The following is a 16,647-nucleotide window of genomic DNA, read 5'->3' on the forward strand; positions in this document are numbered from 1 at the left end:
CTTCGGGTTCAGCCTCTGTTTATCGGGGCGATTAAAGGAATTCGCCAACTTGCGGGTTTCTCATGGTACTTAAGGAGCAATTTCGGATGCTAGAGCTGTTGTTACAATGGTATCGTCGGCGTTTTACTGACCCGCAGGTTATCGCCTTACTGGTTATTCTGTTGGCCGGATTCTGCATTATCTACTTCTTCAGCGGTATCTTGGCGCCTCTGCTGGCCGCGATTGTGCTGGCGTATTTATTGGAGTGGCCAACGGCTCGGTTACAACGTATCGGTTGTTCGCGCCCGTGGGCGGCCAGTATCGTCTTGGTTGTTTTCGGTGGCATTATGCTGCTGGCGGTATTTGTAGTGGCGCCGACTGTCTGGCAGCAGGGCAATCTTCTGATATCCGACATGCCAAAAATGCTGAATAAATTCAATGCCTTTGCTCAGACATTGCCTTCTCGATATCCCGCATTGGTGGATGCTGGCATTGTTGACATGATGGCAGAAAACCTGCGCAACAAGTTGTCTGGCATGGGCGAGTCGGTGGTTAAAATCTCTCTGGCTTCACTTATCGGCTTACTGACGTTGGCAATCTATTTGATTTTAGTGCCATTGATGCTGTTTTTTCTGCTTAAAGATAAAGAGCAGATGCTGAATGCCGTGCGGCGTATCTTGCCACGTAACCGTGGTTTAGCCGGGCAAGTGTGGTTGGAAATGAACCAGCAGATTACCAACTATATTCGCGGAAAAGTGCTGGAAATGGTGGTGGTCGGTATTGCCACATATTTAGTGTTCTTCGTGATGGGCATGAATTATGCGTTGTTGCTGGCGGTATTGGTCGGTTTTTCTGTTCTGATTCCCTACATTGGTGCAGTGATTGTGACGATCCCAGTCGTACTAGTCGCGTTATTTCAATGGGGTATTGGTGCTGATTTCTGGACTCTGTTTATCGCCTATTTGGTCGTTCAAGGGCTGGATGGCAACTTACTGGTGCCTGTTCTGTTCTCTGAAGCCGTAAACCTGCATCCGTTGGTCATTATTCTGTCAGTTATCATCTTTGGCGGCATGTGGGGTTTTTGGGGCGTATTCTTTGCTATCCCGTTGGCGACATTGATTAAAGCGGTTATTCATGCGTGGCCGGAGGAGTTTATCCCTGACGCAGATTGACTATCCCCTGCGCCCTTGATGCTGCAGCGGTGTTAGCTGCGCTCACTCCCCCGAATCACTGACCGGTGTCAGCTCATCGGGATGAGTTTGTTGGCTGCCTTGCTGCAACAGCAATGGCTTTGGGGATATATTGCCCTTGATGCTGCAGCGGTGTTAGCTGCGCTCACTCCCCCGAATCACTGACCGGTGTCAATAAAAAGAGCGCTTAAGCGCTCTTTTTTGCAATGAAGGATAATGACGCGTACATCATAACTTAGGCACTTTGGCGCAAGTAATCCATAACGATATCGTGGTGGTTAGTGGTTTTGAAGTTATCAAACACATGCTCCACCTTACCATCAGCATCAATTAAGAAACTGATACGATGGATGCCATCGTAGGTTTTCCCCATAAAACTTTTCTCACCCCAAACGCCAAATTGCTCGGAAACCTGATGGTCTTCATCAGACAACAGAGTGAAATTTAGCAGTTCTTTTTCGGCGAAACGCGACAGTTTTTCAGGCTTATCGGTGCTAATACCCAGCACCTCGACACCCGCTTTCTTCAATTCATCCATATTATCGCGCAGACCACAGGCTTGGACAGTACAGCCTGGTGTCATGGCTTTAGGATAAAAATAGACTAAGACACGTTGTCCCTGGAAGTCGGCCAAACTAATCTGCTCGCCATCTTGGTCGGGCAAACTAAACTTCGGCGCAATATCACCGGCTTTCAATGGGCTCATTACTAACTCTCCATTCGTGAGTCATGCTGTGGATAGTTCACAACGCTAATACTGCCTTGCGCGTTGAGTTCTGTACATAGCTGATAAAAGGCTTGTTCTATTAATGAACTGTTTTGGCTGGCGGGACTGTGTGCACTGATCTGGATATGCAACCGAGGAGGAATGTCACCTTCAGCCGGTTGAGTCTTAGAAACCAACTCCGCAATATTCATATTGTGACAATGGAACAGGTTGGTAAACCGTTCAATAATATGAGGGGAGTCATTCACTTCCACTTTGACCCATACTGTGGCAGGCATTGCTTTCTGATTTTGAGCATTGGTCCGCTTCATGACAATCAGTAAATCAAGCTCTGCCCCTTTTTGCGGCAAGGTTGATTCCAATAAGGTAATTGCGTTCCAACTGCCTGATAGCAGCATAATAAATGTGAACTCTTCACCAAACATGGCCAGCCGGCTATCTTCAATATTGCAACCGCAGCTACTGACATGGCGGGTGATGGTATTCACGATTCCAGGGCGGTCAGCACCGAGTGCGGTAATGACCAGATAATGTTCGTCAAGCTGCGGCAAAATCGCTCTTCCTGTCATGCTCTTTGGGGTTACCATGGTAAACATAAAAAAAACCTGCTGCCAAGCGCTTACAACACAGTTGTTTGCTTGCTTTTGGATAGAGGTCAAAAGTACCATGAGGGACTTGTTTAAGTAGGGGGTGGGCAATGTTTACGGGAAGTCCGATGTTTACAGGAAGCATAGTTGCACTGGTAACGCCGATGGACGACAAAGGTGCTGTCGATCGTGCGAGCCTGAAGAAACTTATTGATTATCATGTAGCCAGTGGAACTGCGGCGATTGTTTCCGTGGGAACGACGGGCGAATCAGCAACACTGAACCATGACGAGCACGTTGATGTGGTCATGCAGACGCTCGAACTGGCCGATGGCCGGATTCCTGTGATTGCCGGAACCGGGGCTAATGCTACCTCCGAAGCCATTTCGCTCACACAGCGCTTTAATAATACCGGTGTAGTGGGTTGCCTGACGGTGACGCCATATTATAACCGTCCTATGCAGGAAGGGTTATATCAGCATTTTAAAGCGATCGCAGAAAGTACCGATTTGCCACAAATTCTCTATAATGTGCCATCGCGTACAGGTTGCGATATGCTACCGCCAACGATTGCCCGCTTAGCCAAGATTAAAAATATTGTTGCCGTTAAAGAGGCAACAGGGAACTTAAGTCGTGTAAGTCAGATCCAAGTGCTGGTTGATGATGAAAATTTCATCCTGCTCAGTGGTGACGATGCGAGCGGGCTGGACTTTATGCAACTGGGCGGCAAAGGTGTTATTTCGGTGACAGCAAACATTGCTGCACGTGAAATGGTTGAACTTTGTGCACTGGCTGCGCAAGGTAACTTTGCCCAAGCACGCCGTTTGAATCAGCGCTTGATGCCGTTGCATCAGCATTTATTTGTAGAAGCAAACCCAATTCCGGTGAAATGGGCCGCGAAGAGACTGGGGCTCATGGCAAATGATACATTGCGTCTGCCAATGACTCCGTTGACCTCTCCGGCGGAACGGATTGTGGAAGACGCGCTGAAAAGCGCAGGTTTGCTGTAACTCTTAGGGAAATTTGATGGCAATATCATTGCAAAAGTCGACGGTGGTAACGGTTGTGGGTGTCTCGCTGGCAATGTTGCTGGCAGGTTGTACCACAGACCAACGCTACAAACGCCAGGTTGGCGGTGACGAGTCTTATCTTGAAGCTCCGGGGTTAAAACCTCTGAACTCACCGGCGGGGATGATTCTGCCTGTGCAAAATGGCGAGTATGATGTCCGTTCCGTCAACTCTCAAGGCGCTGTGGGCAAACAGTTGGATATTCGTCCTCCTGTACAGCCACTGGCATTGTTAAGCGGTTCTCGCGCTGAAAATGCCAACGATACCAGCAAGCTATTGTTAGAAAATAGCCCGCAGAATCGTAATCTGTGGACGCAGGTTACGCGCGTTCTTCAGGACAAAAACTGGGCGATCGCCAGCCGTCAGGATGCCAACCAAACGCTGACAACTGATTGGATCAAATGGAACCGTGCAGATGAAGACGTTCAGTTTGAAGGCCGTTATCAGATAAGCGTACAAGAACAAGGTTATCAGTTGGCATTGGTGGTGAAATCCCTTGGTTTACAGCAAGGCGGGCAACCTGTTACCGGCTATACCGAAATTCAACGCTACAATGGTGCAATGTTGAATGCCATCGTAGAGGGCTTGGATAAGGTTCGTTCTGATAGCGAAAGCAACCAAGCGGCTCGTCGAGTCGGCGCGTTAGATGTTCAAAGTGGCAGCGATGATACCGGTTTACCGCAACTGATTGTTCGCGCACCTTATGCTGTGCTGTGGGAACGTCTGCCAGCCGCACTTGAAAAAGTCGGTATGAAAGTGACAGATCGCAGCCGTCCACTGGGTACGATTAACGTTACCGTTAAATCGATGAGCAGCAGCAGTTGGGATGCGCTAGGTGCTAAAGATCCAGAATTGCCAGAGGGTGATTATAAGTTGCAAGTCGGTGACCTTGATAACCGCAGTAGCTTACAGTTCATCGGCCCTAAAGGGCAGACACTCACCCAGTCGCAGAATGATGCACTGGTAGCTGTGTTCCAGGCGGCACTTAGCCAGACAAGTGCAACAAGTACCAAATAAAACCAAAGGGGCTTCGGCCCCTTTAATCCCGTCGTACTTCAAGCTGCATGTGCGTTGGCTGCGTTCAATCACCCGAATCACTTGACTTTGTAAGCTCATCGGGGTTTTCTCTCTTGCTGCCTTCCTGCAACTCGAATTATTTAGGGCTTATTCATTTTATGGCAAGTTACACTTTCACATTACTGGAGTAATAAGATGCAAAAGCTAGCTGAGTTGTATCGTGGCAAGGCGAAGACCGTCTATACCACCGAAAATCCTGACCTATTGGTATTGGAGTTCCGTAACGATACGTCAGCACTGGATGGTCAGCGCATTGAGCAGTTTGATCGTAAAGGCATGGTGAATAACAAATTTAACCATTTCATTATGGCTAAATTGGAAGAAGCCGGGATTCCTACCCAAATGGAAGGTTTGCTGTCAGATACAGAAGTGCTGGTGAAAAAACTGGAAATGATCCCGGTTGAGTGTGTGATTCGCAACCGCGCTGCTGGCTCTTTGGTTAAACGCCTGGGTATTGAAGAAGGCTTGCCGCTGAATCCTCCGCTGTTTGATCTGTTTTTGAAAAACGATGCCATGCATGACCCGATGGTCAATGAGTCTTACTGCAAAACCTTCGGTTGGGCGACAGAAGCACAATTGGCACGGATGAAAGAACTGAGCTATTTGGCCAATGACGTACTGAGCAAAATCTTCGATGATGCGGATTTAATCTTGGTGGACTTTAAATTGGAATTTGGTTTGTTCAAGGGTGAAGTCGTTTTAGGTGATGAATTCTCACCAGATGGTAGCCGTTTGTGGGATAAGAATACCCTGAACAAGATGGACAAAGACCGTTATCGTCAAAGTTTGGGTGGTTTGATTGAAGCCTACGAGGAAGTTGCACACCGTATCGGCGTAAAATTAGACTAACCGCGCAATCGATTACGTTTTCATGTTTAAGGGAGGTAATCTCTATCTCCCTTCAAAAATGCCAAATCTCCCCCCTGAATACTGATCATTTTCTCTTTTAATGGTATTAGCTCCATAGATTTCCTACGATAATGTGTAAGGAATATCATTGGGAGTACAGCTATGCGTTGGCAAGGTCGTCGTGAAAGTGACAATGTGGAAGACAGACGGGGTAATTCATCAGGCGGCGGCGGGGGTTTTCGCCCCCCCATTGGTGGCAAAGGCGGTCTGGTTATTCTAATTGTGGTGCTGGTTGCGGGTTACTATGGCGTTGATCTGACACCGTTATTAAATGGCAGTGACCCAATGTCACAAAGCCAAACACAGCAAAGTCCACCACGTTCTGTCAGTGCGAAAGATGACCAATATGCCAAATTTACCTCGGTGGTGCTGGCGGATACTGAAGACACCTGGAAACCTATTTTCCAAAAGATGGGGCGCGCATATCAGGAGCCGAAATTGGTGATGTACCGTGGCGCCACTCGCACCGGTTGTGGTACAGGCCAGTCGGTTATGGGGCCATTTTATTGCCCGGCGGACAGCACGGTGTATATCGATCTCTCTTTTTATGAAGATATGAAAAATAAACTGGGAGCAGACGGTGACTTCGCTCAGGCTTATGTCATTGCGCATGAAGTTGGGCATCATGTGCAGCATTTGATGGGGATTGATACTAAAGTGCGCCAACAGCAGCAAGGTGCATCTCAGGCTGAAGCTAACCGCTTGTCGGTTAAAATGGAGTTGCAGGCGGACTGTTTTGCTGGTGTGTGGGGGAAAGCCATGGAAGCGCAAAATGTGCTGGAAGTGGGGGACTTACAAGAAGCCCTGAATGCTGCTCAGGCCATTGGTGATGATCGATTACAGCAACAAAGTACCGGGCGTGTTGTACCAGACAGCTTCACTCATGGTACTTCAGCACAGCGTTATGCTTGGTTTAAACGTGGTTTTGACAGTGGTGATCCTAACAGCTGCAACACCTTTGCCAGCCGTGAATAGCGCTAGAACCTCAACCCAGCAGAGACTATCATAAGACCACTTTTTGCCGGCGCATTCGCCGCCGGCATTTTATTGTAAGGCAGGGATAACCATGGCCGCTCTCGACCCAACTTTACTCATCCTGTTAGTGCTGGCAGCCCTTGGCATCATCAGCCATAACATGACTGTTACACTAGCCATTCTGGCACTCATTGCTGTTCGTATTACCCCGCTGAATCAGTTTTTCCCGTGGATAGAAAAGTATGGCTTAACCATCGGTATCTTGATATTGACCATTGGCGTGATGACGCCGATTGCCAGTGGAAAAATCAGTGCTAGCGAAGTATTGCACTCCTTTATTCAATGGAAGTCGATCTTAGCGATCGTCGTCGGTGTGGCAGTTTCTTGGCTTGGTGGGCGCGGTGTCTCGTTAATGACGCATCAGCCGTCAGTGGTAGCGGGCTTATTAGTCGGAACGGTTTTGGGGGTGGCGCTATTCCGCGGTGTGCCAGTCGGGCCGTTGATTGCCGCTGGGCTGCTGTCGTTGGTGATCGGAAAATCCTAGCGTGAACCATGAAAGTATTCCCTATCAGTCGATTGCCGCCCTCCAATCATTGATGGCGCAGCAGGGGATCCGGCGTTTATTGGTGCTCAGTGGCCATGCAGACTGGTCACGACAGCAGGCTCTGGTGCTGCGTGAGTTGTCAGGGGATTGGTTATGGATGGGGGAGGCCCTCCCTGACAGTGTTAATGGCATCCGCCCGACGGCGGCGAAAACATTGCTGGGTCAGGAGTGGTTGCATGCCGTATTTGATGCCACTGATGGCTTGAATACTGAAGCGCTGGCGGTGTTGGCTGGCACATTACAGGCGGGTAGTTGGCTGGTGCTGCTAGTACCCGAGTGGAGTCATTGGCCGCATCTGCCCGACAGTGACAGCTTGCGCTGGAGCGAGCAGGGCATACCTATTGCCACACCGAATTTTATCCATCATGTACAACACCAAATTTTGGCTGATCCTGATGTGATTTTATGGCAACAGGGGCAGCCATTATCCTTGCCTGCGGGACAATCTCATCCAGCCTGGCAACCGCCCGATGGCTCACCAACCGCGGAACAGCACGACATTCTTGAGCGCTTAATGCAGGCAAAAAGTGGCGTCTGGGTGCTGACGGCGGCCCGAGGCCGAGGGAAGTCGACACTCGCCGGAATGCTGGTGGCACAATGGCCGGGCACCTGCTGGGTCACCGGGCCGGGTAAAGCAGCGACTCAAGTATTAAGCCAGCGCGCGGGGAGCCGAACACACTTTTGGGCACCGGACGCGCTATTGGATCATTGCCAGAAAAATGATGTCAGTGAAGTTGATTGGTTATTGATTGATGAAGCCGCCGCTATCCCGACCGCCCTCTTATCGGCGCTTTTGGCTTACTTCCCACGGGCATTGTTAACCACCACAGTGCAAGGGTATGAGGGGACTGGGCGCGGCTTCTTGTTGAAATTTTGCGCCACGTTGAGTGATTGGCACCACTTAACACTGACGGATCCGATTCGTTGGGCGCGGCACGATCCGCTGGAGCACATAGTGGATGACATCATGCTATTTAATGATGAACTGCCTACGGCCAACTCTCTTGATGCACCGATTGACATCCTCCCCTGTGAGAAGCGCGTTTGGCAGGACAATCCTGAATTATTGCGCCACTTCTATGGCCTACTTTCCAGTGCACATTACCGCACCACCCCTCTTGATCTTCGACGTTTGATGGATGCGCCGGGAATGCATTTCTCAGCGGCGAAAGCGGCAGATTCCGTGATTGGTGCCTTGTGGCTGGTGGATGAGGGGGGATTGAAAAGTGAGCTAGCACAGGATGTGTGGGCTGGCAGGCGGCGACCTAAGGGCAGTTTGGTCGCCCAATCACTGGCCGCTCATAGTGGGCAATGGCAGGCCCCCATGTTGTTATCGCGACGTATTAGCCGGGTGGCGGTAGCGCCATTGTGGCGGCATCAAGGGATTGCCCGGCAGATGATCACTGCACAACTGGCGCGTGCGCAACAGGACACACTTGATTTTCTTTCGGTCAGCTTTGGCTATACCACAGAGTTAGAGGCATTCTGGCGCGCCTGCGGTTTTTATCTGGTGCGTATTGGTAGCCACCGAGAAGCCAGTAGTGGCTGTTATGCTGCGATGGCGATATTGCCATTGAGTCGCGCAGGGCAATCTCTCTGTGACTCAGCACGACAACAATTAGTGCGTGATTGGTATTGGTTACAGCCATGGATTGATCTGGAAACGCCATTATCACTGTCACTGCCAAAATCTGTTGATACTTCCCTAAACGATGACGACTGGCGAGAACTTGCCGGATTTGCTTTTGCTTTCCGTTCATTGGAAGCCACTCTACCTGCTTTGCAGCGATTGTTATTGCAGACAGAGTTACCTCTTGTGGCATTACGGCAATATTTGCAACAGAGGAGGCCGTCAGCAGAAATTGTTAAACATTTAGGGATTTCAGGTCGCAAGGCATTGATGGCTCAGTGGCGGCAAGAGGCCGCGCAGGGGATGGCGGCAGTTGATGTTATTAAGGTGGGGTTAATGAGGGAGTGGGTTAGCTCGTTATGTCGGTGATTTGGTTGAGGTATAGGAGGGCAGGTCGTTGCTCATCTTATGTCAACCTAACCGGATCATCTGAACCGATATCAACCGAAACCAATACCATGCTCATCAACACCATGCTCATCAAAACTGATCATCAATAATTCCCACCAACTTCATCAATAAAACCTAATATCCCTACCAAACCAACAGCGTATAGTCACTTTATTGACACTTAACCATAAAAGGCCCAGTAATGAGTCAGAAGAATATCGTGGTGCAGCAACCGACAAAACCAGAACAATTAATTTTATTGTTTCATGGGGTTGGCGATAGCGCGGCTGGAATGGCTCCGGTAGGGAGTCACTTTGCACAAGCTTTTCCTCAGGCGCTGGTGGTTAGTATTGATGGGCCTTTTGCCAGTGGCATGGGCAGTGGTCGGCAGTGGTTTTCAGTACAAGGAATCACTGAAGAAGGCCGTCAAGGGCGTGTTGATGAAGTGATGCCGCAATTCATTGCCACTGTGCATCATTGGCAGCAGCAAAGTGGCCTGAGTGCACAGCAAACGACGTTAGTGGGCTTCTCGCAAGGGACAATCATGTCCTTGGAGGGGGTGAAAGCACAGCCTCAATTAGCAGGGCAAGTTATCGGATTTAGCGGCCGTTTCGCCACTCTGCCGCAACGGCCAATCACGGATGTGGCGATTCATCTGATTCACGGAGAGCTGGATGGGGTCATCCGGGTTGAGCATGCCAAAGCCGCAGTCAGCAGTTTAATGGCATTAGGCAATCAGGCAACGCTGGATTTAGATGCCAATACTGGGCATGGCATTAATCAACCGATGTTGGAACGCGCTATTGCCCGACTGCATCAGGATATTGCAGAGAAGTAATGAGTGTTAGCGAAGGGTGGCCCCTTCGCTTTACGTCGCCTACTTACTTTTTCTTGTCTTTATCCGGCCAATCGTCGTCGTCGTCCCACTGTGCATTATTATCACGGTGTGGGGGTAACTCCGGCTTATTGCTTAAAAACTTCTTATGGTCAAGTCGGCGTAACTCTTTGATGCCGTTTAAAATAATGCCCACCAGAAGGATAAGGACTATCCACCAGTAATCTGCTAGCCAATGCATGGTTTATTTCCTATAAAGCGTGAAAATATCATAGGTAAATGGCGGGTAAGCCACTCACTGCCTGCCACATCCTGTGACTGCCAGGCTTCCAGCAGAATTGCTGGGGTCAATAAATGTTCTGCTGTTTTTGCCAGAGGGCGATAACTCAGATGCCAAGGTTCTGCCGCGACACCGCCGGTGTCTTCATTGAAGGGCCGGTAAAAACCAAACTCATCCATATGGGTATCAAGCCATTGGGTTAGCGGGTAAAAATAGCCACCTGACAAATATTCCCACGGCTCCAGTTGGAGTTTTGCCTCCGCAGGTAACAGTGATGGGTCATAAATATCCAAATCACTGCCCCAATGGTGGCGGCTGGCTCCCGGTAGTGCTGACCAGCGCAAAATGGCTTCACAACGCGCCGCAGCGTCAAGTTGAGAAACGTCTATTGGTTGGCTGTCTTTATCTAATACTGGTCGCTCGCCGCGAAATTTACCATTCCAGATAGCTAATTGGCGGTCAAAATCACGAAAAGTGCTGGCAGGTTGCAAATTAAAACCCGCCACTTTTGCTGCCTGTTGCATGGACAGAAAAGCGGCCACCGCTTCAGGCTGCATCCGGTGGTTACCCGTCAATACCACCAAATGGTCTGTTGAGCGCCCGGTTAGCATCTGCGGGGTTATCATGCGATAAGTTGCTCCATGATTCTCTGATACATCCTGCTGAGTAGCTGTAAATCAGCGGCGTGGACGCATTCATTCACTTTATGGATGGTGGCATTGACCGGGCCAAGTTCAACCACTTGTGCTCCCATTAAGGCGATAAAACGACCATCTGAAGTGCCACCGGTGGTTAATAACTGCGGTGTTATTTCAGCGTAATGCTCAACGGCGTTAACTACGGCATCCACCAATGCGCCGCGTGCAGTCAGGAACGGTTGGCCGGACAGCACCCACTCCAAAGTATAATTGAGTTGATGACGTTCCAATAATGCTTCAACCCGCTGCTTGATCATGCTGTCGGTCAACTCAGTGCTGAAGCGGAAGTTGAACTGAACATAGAACTCGCCGGGAATCACGTTATTGCTACCAGTACCGGCATGCAGGTTTGCGATTTGCATGCTGGTTGCAGGGAAGAACTCGTTGCCTTCATCCCATTGGGTTGCCACCAGCTCATTGAGGGCTGGCATCGCACGGTGAACCGGGTTATCTGCCAGATGAGGATAGGCCACATGTCCTTGAATACCGTGGATATGCAAGTTAGCGGTAATTGAACCACGACGGCCATTTTTGACGACATCACCGACACGCTCAGTACTTGATGGTTCGCCAACCAGACAATAATCCAGCCGCTCATTACGTGCCATCAGGGCGTTAACGACTTTCACGGTTCCGTTAATCGCTCTGGCTTCTTCGTCGGAGGTAATCATAAATGCCAATCGGCCTTTATGGTCGGGGTGTGCGGCAACAAAACGTTCAGCAGCAACGACCATAGCAGCCAGTGAACCTTTCATGTCGGCAGCCCCTCGACCGTAGAGCATACCGTCGCGAATGGTGGGTTCAAAAGGGGGAGTGGTCCACTGTTTTTCATCACCGGTAGGTACTACGTCAGTATGACCAGCAAACGCCAGTGTTTCCCCTTCGCCGCGCCATGCCCAGAAATTGAGGGTGTCGCCAAAATTCATGGGTTCGACGGTAAAGCCGATAGCTTCCAGGCGCTGAATCATGATCTCTTGGCAGCCCGCATCGTCAGGGCTAAGTGACGGGCGTTTAATCAGTTGTTGGGCCAGTTCGATTACCGGACAGAACATGTTATTGCACCTCAATAGCGGTTTGGTTATGTATAAAGTCTTGGTAACTTTCAATATTGAAGCCGAGTAGCATCTCGCCATTCGTGGCTTCTAACAGCGGGCGTTTGATTATCGCGGGCTGCTCTAACATCAGGACTTTGGCAGCTTGTGCATCGGTAATTGCATCACGCTGATCTTGCGGCAATTTCCGCCAAGTGGTGCCGCGAGTATTGAGCAGTGGTTCCCAACCCAGCTTATCGATAAAACGTTGTAGGTGCGCGTCACTCAATCCATCTGCACGGTAATCGTGAAACTGATAGGCGATACCTTGTTCTTCCAGCCAGCGGCGGGCCTTTTTTATGGTGTCACAATTTTTAATGCCATAAAGGCGCAATGATGGGGTTGCTGGATTATCTGACATGGAAAAATAGTCTCTCGGCTAGAATGGCAAATCAGGCCAGCCACTGATAAGGCTGGCCGAGCTATTTGCCCATAATGCGGGAAAATGGGGTTTGAATCCAGACAGCTATGAGCAGATGAGCCGCTAAACGTACATCTGCCGTCTGAAGGATTAGCTTATACGGTCAAGGTCAGCAGCGTATTGGCGAATCGCTTTTTGGTAGAGGCTGATTTCTTGATGATTTGAGGTGTCAGCCAGCAATATCAATAATGCAGCGACTGCCTCTTTGGTTTCACCTAGATTGTATAAGGTCATCGCCCGAAATAAGGTTATCTCTTTCGCCTGTGGGAAATGAGCTAATGCCGCGTCAAATGTGTCTAATGACGCCTGATATAACCCCAGAGATCGGTAAGTACTGCCCAGCCCTAGATAGGCTTCCTGTAGCTCAATACCCGCCAAATGGTGCTCAATAGCAGCACGATAGAAAGGGATAGCTTGCAGTTCCAACCCTTGCACATCATAAAGAGAGGCAATTTTATACAGCAGACTGGGGTTGTCAGGTGAGCTGCGCAGTAAATTTTGCGCCATGGCCACCGCATCATCATAACGGCCCAGTTCTTTTAGCGAATCAATGGAGTGTTTCATGGTTTTGCTCTGCATTTTGCCAACAACGGATTATGTCAGAAATGGCGTTTACCCTCGTATATCTCAGCACGCTACTCCGTAAGTCGGTCAATTTCAATATATCAGCGATAGATCTCATTTTCGCGATGGCATAAGCCTGCCTTCCGTTTTGACTGTTCAAAAAATAGGCGTATAATTGATCGCGATAATTAGAGAGGATGTTATGGTTGAATTTGAGTTAAGCACGTGGAAAGAGTTTATCGATGCTATGCTGCGTAAGGCATAAGCGAATAAACCAGCAGTAAGAATAATTATCTTTTTGTTGTTTTATCGATATACCAGGGGCGAGTTATCGCTCGCAGAAAGGCAGAGACCAATTAAGGTGTCTGCCTTTTTTATGCCCTTCATTCTTGGAGCCGCAAGGGATAAGTTACCGCTCCAATACCGTTGTAAGCTGCTTATTTTTGCTCTTTAGCGCGTGGTGGTCGGCCAGGGAAGCGGCGGCGCACCAAGACAAAGAACAAAGGCACAAAGAAAATGGCCAATACCGTCGCGGAAATCATGCCACCCATCACACCTGTACCGACGGCATGCTGGCTGCCAGAACCCGCTCCTTGGCTGATGGCCATTGGCAATACACCAAAGATAAATGCCAGTGACGTCATCAGAATGGGCCTTAAGCGCTGACGAGAGGCTTCCAGTGTCGCCTCCACCAGATCTTTGCCCCTATTATTTAACTCACTGGCAAACTCGACAATCAAGATGGCGTTTTTGGCCGATAGCCCGATGATAGTCAACAACCCCACTTGGAAATAAACGTCATTTTCCAGGCCGCGCATCCAGGTTGCGGCAACCGCCCCAATGACCCCAAGGGGGACAACCAGCATCACAGAGAAGGGGATTGACCAACTCTCATACAATGCTGCCAGACATAAGAACACCACCAACAGCGAAATTGCGTATAGGGCAGGAGCCTGTGAACCGGATAGCCGCTCTTGATAAGACATTCCTGTCCACTCCAGCCCGAAGCCATTTGGCAACTGTTTGACCAAATTTTCCATCACATTCATGGCAGTACCGGTACTGACTCCCGGAGCAGCCTCGCCAACGATTTCCAGCGCGGAATAGCCGTTATAGCGCTCCAGCCGTGGTGAGCCATATTCCCAACGCGTGGTCGAAAATGCAGAGAAAGGCACCATGCCGCCGCTTTTATTGCGCACAAACCATTTATTGACGTCTTCCGGCAACATGCGGGCGGTGGCTTCTGATTGAACATAAACTTTCTTCACTCGGCCACGATCTACAAAGTCATTGACGTAAGTTGAACCCCACGCGGTTTTGAGCGTGTTATTAATATCATCCAATGACACCCCTAGCGCCTGTGCTTTGCGTTGATCAATATCGATCTGCAATTGTGGGCTATCATCCAACCCATTATGTCGTACTCGGGTGAGCGCTGGGTCTTTGGATGCCATTTGCAATAATTGGTCGCGGGCTGCCATTAATTTATCGTGGCCTAAACCGCCGTGATCTTGTAATTCCATATCAAAACCGGATGAGCCACCCAAACCTGAAATGGCGGGCGGGCTACTGACGGACACTCGCGCCTCGGCTATTTTATTAAAGACCTTGGTGGCGCGTTCAATAATCGCAAAAGAGGAGTCGTCGCTGTCTGTGCGTTGATCCCAATCCGCCAGCCGAATGAACAAGCGCGCTACGTTTTGTCCATTACCACCGGGGCCGGAACCTACCGTTGAAAATACCGACAGAACATTATTTTTTTCTTCTGTCAGAAAGTAGTTCTCCACCTTCTCGACCACTTTCAGCGTCTGTTGCTGCGTTGATCCGACAGGAAGTTGCACTTGTGCCATAAAGACGCCTCGGTCTTCTAAGGGCAAGAAAGAGGTCGGCAGCTTGATGAACAGCAGCGCCAATCCACCCAAGAGCAATAAATACAGCAGCATATAGCGTAAACTGTGGTGTAAAACACGAGCAACCCCCCGCTCGTAGCGGTGGGCACTGCGGTCAAACATGCGGTTAAACCAGCCAAAGAAACCGCGCTTGGCGTGATGATGCCCCGGTTTGATGGGCTTTAGCATGGTAGCGCACAGTGCAGGGGTGAGAATCAGCGCGACTAATACGGAGAGCACCATGGCTGACACAATAGTGATAGAGAACTGGCGATAAATAGCCCCGGTCGTTCCTCCGAAGAAAGCCATGGGGATGAATACGGCTGACAGTACTAGTGCAATACCCACCAGAGCACCTTGAATTTGCCCCATAGATTTACGGGTAGCCTCGCGCGGATCAAGCCCTTCCTCACTCATCACGCGCTCAACGTTTTCCACCACCACGATAGCATCGTCAACTAATAGGCCGATGGCCAACACGATGGCGAACATGGTGAGTGTATTGATACTAAAACCGAATGCCGACAGTATTGCGAAAGTCCCTAATAGCACGACCGGGACGGCAATCGTCGGGATCAACGTGGCACGGAAGTTTTGTAAAAACAGATACATCACCAGGAAAACCAATAGGATGGCTTCCAGCAGTGTTTTGACCACGTCCTTGATGGAGGCTTTAACAAAAGGGGTGGTTTCATAAGCAATTTTGGCTTCAAGGCCATGCGGAAAGAAAGGGGTTAACTCGGCAATACGCGCTTTAACCAATTCATCAGTTTGTAGCTCATTGGCGCCTGATGCCAGTTTGATGCTCATACCGGATGCCGCTTGCCCATTAAAACGGCTCAGATAGTCATACTTCTCTGCCCCCATCTCAATTTTGGCGACATCTCCCAAAGTGACCAGCGACCCATCCTGATTGACACGCAGCGTGATTTCCCGGAATTGCTCTGGTGTTTGTAATTGTGCTTGAGCATTAATGGTGGCATTCAGTGCCTGGTTATCTACAGAGGGGGTTCCGCCTAATTGCCCCACCGCTATCTGGCTATTCTGTGATTGGATCGCGGTGACAACATCCTGCGTAGTCAGTTGGTAATTATTGAGTTTATTGGGGTCCAGCCAGATACGCATGGCATATTGCGAACCAAAAGCATCAATGCTACCCACCCCCTCAATACGGCTAAGAGGGTCTTGTAAATTACTGGCGACATAGTCGGCAATATCTTGTTTATCCATGCTGCCGTCGGTGGAAACAAATGCCACCATCATCAACGTGTTATCGCCCGATTTAGAGACTGAAACGCCTTGCTGCTGCACATCTTGGGGGAGCTTTTTAATAGCAGATTGCAATTGATTCTGAACCTGCTGCATCGCTTCATTAGGGTTAGTACCGGCCTGAAAAGTCAGGGTGATGGATGCACTGCCAGAGTTACTGCTTTGTGATGACATATACAGCAGATTATCCAAGCCCGTCATACTTTGTTCGATGACCTGTGTGACGGTGTTTTCCAGTGTTTGTGCTGAGGCTCCGGGGTATGAGGCACTGATGCGCACATTGGGTGGCGCCAGATTTGGATATTGCTCAACAGGCAAGGTTGAGATTGCTAATGCGCCAGTAAGACACAAAATTATCGCCAAGACCCAAGCAAAAATCGGGCGGTCGATGAAAAAGTTTGCCATGCAGTGCCAGCCTCTATAAAGAAAGATCAAAATTAGATACAGCAGAATCCACTGTGCAC

General features: G+C 49.6%; 16 protein-coding genes. 8 read left to right on the top strand and 8 right to left on the bottom strand.

The genetic code is table 11. The features are described from left to right. Nucleotides 1-86: 86 nt before the first annotated feature. A complete protein-coding gene (locus ACIOG0_RS05840; RefSeq protein ID WP_128451393.1) occupies nucleotides 87-1,151 on the top strand; it encodes an AI-2E family transporter in 1,065 nt (354 codons plus the stop codon). A gap of 253 nt (nucleotides 1,152-1,404) precedes the next feature. On the opposite strand, the gene bcp is transcribed toward ACIOG0_RS05840, so the two are convergent. Continuing rightward, nucleotides 1,405-1,875 (bottom strand): thioredoxin-dependent thiol peroxidase, encoded by a 471-nt coding sequence (bcp, locus tag ACIOG0_RS05845; protein ID WP_050101423.1) that lies wholly within the window; start codon nucleotides 1,873-1,875, stop codon nucleotides 1,405-1,407. Between the two features lie 2 nt (nucleotides 1,876-1,877). After that, on the bottom strand, nucleotides 1,878-2,447 hold the full coding sequence (locus ACIOG0_RS05850) for a glycine cleavage system transcriptional repressor (protein WP_050101448.1): 570 nt from the start codon (nucleotides 2,445-2,447) through the stop codon (nucleotides 1,878-1,880). 164 nt (nucleotides 2,448-2,611) lie between these two features. On the opposite strand from ACIOG0_RS05850, the gene dapA reads away from it, so the two are divergent. The 7 genes from dapA to ypfH all read left to right on the top strand — a co-directional run bounded on the left by dapA (nucleotide 2,612) and on the right by ypfH (nucleotide 9,974). After that, entirely contained in the window at nucleotides 2,612-3,493 is an 882-nt protein-coding gene (gene dapA, locus ACIOG0_RS05855) for a 4-hydroxy-tetrahydrodipicolinate synthase (protein ID WP_050101424.1), read from the top strand. Between the two features lie 16 nt (nucleotides 3,494-3,509). Continuing rightward, the gene (gene bamC, locus ACIOG0_RS05860; RefSeq protein WP_050140685.1) at nucleotides 3,510-4,568 is read left to right on the top strand and encodes an outer membrane protein assembly factor BamC; all 1,059 of its coding nucleotides are present in this window, start codon (nucleotides 3,510-3,512) and stop codon (nucleotides 4,566-4,568) included. Nucleotides 4,569-4,763: 195 nt separating this feature from the next. Further along, nucleotides 4,764-5,477 carry a phosphoribosylaminoimidazolesuccinocarboxamide synthase gene (purC, locus tag ACIOG0_RS05865; RefSeq protein WP_050101426.1) on the top strand — a complete coding sequence of 238 codons (714 nt, stop codon included), beginning with the start codon at nucleotides 4,764-4,766 and terminating at the stop codon, nucleotides 5,475-5,477. A 162-nt stretch (nucleotides 5,478-5,639) separates the two neighbouring features. Next, complete coding sequence (locus tag ACIOG0_RS05870) at nucleotides 5,640-6,512, top strand: neutral zinc metallopeptidase (protein WP_050101427.1); 873 nt, start codon at nucleotides 5,640-5,642, stop codon at nucleotides 6,510-6,512. Between the two features lie 91 nt (nucleotides 6,513-6,603). Continuing rightward, on the top strand, nucleotides 6,604-7,056 hold the full coding sequence (locus ACIOG0_RS05875; protein WP_050101428.1) for a DUF441 domain-containing protein: 453 nt from the start codon (nucleotides 6,604-6,606) through the stop codon (nucleotides 7,054-7,056). Between the two features lie 52 nt (nucleotides 7,057-7,108). After that, on the top strand, nucleotides 7,109-9,115 hold the full coding sequence (locus ACIOG0_RS05880) for a tRNA(Met) cytidine acetyltransferase TmcA (RefSeq protein WP_164908361.1): 2,007 nt from the start codon (nucleotides 7,109-7,111) through the stop codon (nucleotides 9,113-9,115). A gap of 223 nt (nucleotides 9,116-9,338) precedes the next feature. Then, on the top strand, nucleotides 9,339-9,974 hold the full coding sequence (gene ypfH / locus ACIOG0_RS05885; protein WP_128451394.1) for an esterase: 636 nt from the start codon (nucleotides 9,339-9,341) through the stop codon (nucleotides 9,972-9,974). Nucleotides 9,975-10,017: 43 nt separating this feature from the next. Here the strand turns inward: ypfH and ACIOG0_RS05890 are convergent, their stop codons facing one another. The 6 genes from ACIOG0_RS05890 to acrD all read right to left on the bottom strand — a co-directional run bounded on the left by ACIOG0_RS05890 (nucleotide 10,018) and on the right by acrD (nucleotide 16,588). Further along, nucleotides 10,018-10,212 (bottom strand): YpfN family protein, encoded by a 195-nt coding sequence (locus ACIOG0_RS05890; RefSeq protein ID WP_050101430.1) that lies wholly within the window; start codon nucleotides 10,210-10,212, stop codon nucleotides 10,018-10,020. After that, nucleotides 10,200-10,862, bottom strand: a complete 663-nt coding sequence (locus tag ACIOG0_RS05895; RefSeq protein WP_174846830.1) for a M15 family metallopeptidase — start codon at nucleotides 10,860-10,862, stop codon at nucleotides 10,200-10,202. Before ACIOG0_RS05895 ends, ACIOG0_RS05890 begins: the two co-directional genes overlap by 13 nt. Nucleotides 10,863-10,873: 11 nt before the next feature. Continuing rightward, the gene (gene dapE, locus ACIOG0_RS05900; protein ID WP_050101432.1) at nucleotides 10,874-12,001 is read right to left on the bottom strand and encodes a succinyl-diaminopimelate desuccinylase; all 1,128 of its coding nucleotides are present in this window, start codon (nucleotides 11,999-12,001) and stop codon (nucleotides 10,874-10,876) included. 1 nt (nucleotide 12,002) lies between these two features. Next, complete coding sequence (locus ACIOG0_RS05905; protein WP_050101433.1) at nucleotides 12,003-12,401, bottom strand: ArsC family reductase; 399 nt, start codon at nucleotides 12,399-12,401, stop codon at nucleotides 12,003-12,005. A 150-nt stretch (nucleotides 12,402-12,551) separates the two neighbouring features. Next, the gene (locus tag ACIOG0_RS05910) at nucleotides 12,552-13,025 is read right to left on the bottom strand and encodes a tetratricopeptide repeat protein (protein WP_050101434.1); all 474 of its coding nucleotides are present in this window, start codon (nucleotides 13,023-13,025) and stop codon (nucleotides 12,552-12,554) included. Nucleotides 13,026-13,462: 437 nt separating this feature from the next. Continuing rightward, nucleotides 13,463-16,588 carry a multidrug efflux RND transporter permease AcrD gene (acrD, locus tag ACIOG0_RS05915; RefSeq protein WP_050140689.1) on the bottom strand — a complete coding sequence of 1,042 codons (3,126 nt, stop codon included), beginning with the start codon at nucleotides 16,586-16,588 and terminating at the stop codon, nucleotides 13,463-13,465. Nucleotides 16,589-16,647 lie beyond the last annotated feature (59 nt).

Origin of the sequence: Yersinia vastinensis (genome assembly GCF_044905075.1) — a bacterium.
In the GTDB taxonomy this organism is placed as follows: domain Bacteria; phylum Pseudomonadota; class Gammaproteobacteria; order Enterobacterales; family Enterobacteriaceae; genus Yersinia; species Yersinia vastinensis.